At 71.5% G+C, this 1,350-nt stretch carries 1 protein-coding gene; it reads left to right on the top strand.

What is annotated here, in order from left to right; genetic code table 11:
* Positions 1-1,279: 4-aminobutyrate--2-oxoglutarate transaminase (gene gabT / locus K6I34_RS37035; RefSeq protein WP_229332402.1), on the top strand; the 1,279-nt coding region annotated here is incomplete at its 5' end.
* Positions 1,280-1,350: the final 71 nt, after the last annotated feature.

The following is a 1,350-nucleotide window of genomic DNA, read 5'->3' as shown; positions in this document are numbered from 1 at the left end:
GCTCGAGCTGCAGGCCCGCCGCACGGCGACGGTCGCGGCGGGCGTGGGCTCGACGCTGCCGGTGTTCACCGTGCGCGCGGGCGGCGGTGTGATCGAGGACGTCGACGGCAACTCGCTCATCGACTTCGGTTCCGGCATCGCCGTGACCTCGGTCGGCTCCAGCGCGGAGGCCGTCGTCCGCCGCGCCTCGGCCCAGCTCGCCGACTTCACCCACACCTGTTTCATGGTCACCCCGTACGAGGGCTACGTGGAGGTCTGCGAGCAGCTCGCCGAGCTGACCCCGGGCGACCACGCCAAGAAGTCCGCGCTGTTCAACTCGGGCGCCGAGGCCGTCGAGAACGCGGTGAAGATCGCCCGCGCGTACACCAAGCGCCAGGCGGTCGTCGTCTTCGACCACGGCTACCACGGCCGTACGAACCTGACGATGGCGCTCACCGCCAAGAACATGCCGTACAAGCACGGCTTCGGCCCGTTCGCGCCCGAGGTCTACCGCGTGCCGGTGGCGTACGGCTACCGCTGGCCGACCGGCGCGGAGAACTGCGGCCCCGAGGCCGCCGCGCAGGCCATCGACCAGATCACCAAGCAGGTGGGCGCGGACAACGTCGCCGCGATCATCATCGAGCCGGTGCTGGGCGAGGGCGGCTTCATCGAGCCCGCGAAGGGCTTCCTGCCGCGCATCGCGCAGTTCGCCAAGGACAACGGCATCGTCTTCGTCGCGGACGAGATCCAGTCCGGCTTCTGCCGCACGGGCCAGTGGTTCGCGTGCGAGGACGAGGGCATCGTCCCGGACCTGATCACGACGGCCAAGGGCATCGCGGGCGGCCTGCCGCTCGCCGCCGTCACGGGCCGCGCCGAGATCATGGACGCGGCGCACCCGGGCGGTCTGGGCGGCACCTACGGCGGCAACCCGGTGGCGTGCGCCGCGGCGCTCGGCTCGATCGAGACCATGCGCGAGCTGGACCTCAACGCGAAGGCCAAGCGCATCGAGGAGGTCATGAAGGGCCGGCTCTCCGCGATGCAGGAGAAGTTCGCCATCATCGGTGACATCCGCGGCCGTGGCGCGATGATCGCGATCGAGCTGGTGAAGGACCCGGCGACCAAGGAGCCGCACCCGGAGGCCGCGGGCGCGCTCGCGAAGGCCTGCCACGCCGAGGGTCTGCTGGTCCTGACCTGCGGCACCTACGGCAACGTGCTGCGCTTCCTGCCGCCGCTGGTCATCGGCGAGGACCTGCTGAACGAGGGCCTCGACATCATCGAGGCCGCGCTCGGCCGTCTGTGATCCGCGGGTGACTCCGCCCCGGCCCCGGTCGTCGAGGGGCGAGGGCGGCCCGGGATCGCCGTGGGGTGGAG

It is taken from the genome of Streptomyces sp. UNOC14_S4 (genome assembly GCF_020740835.1).
Taxonomy (GTDB): domain Bacteria; phylum Actinomycetota; class Actinomycetes; order Streptomycetales; family Streptomycetaceae; genus Streptomyces.
Note: the sequence above shows the minus strand (reverse complement) of the source record. Positions and strands in the feature narration are given on the sequence as shown.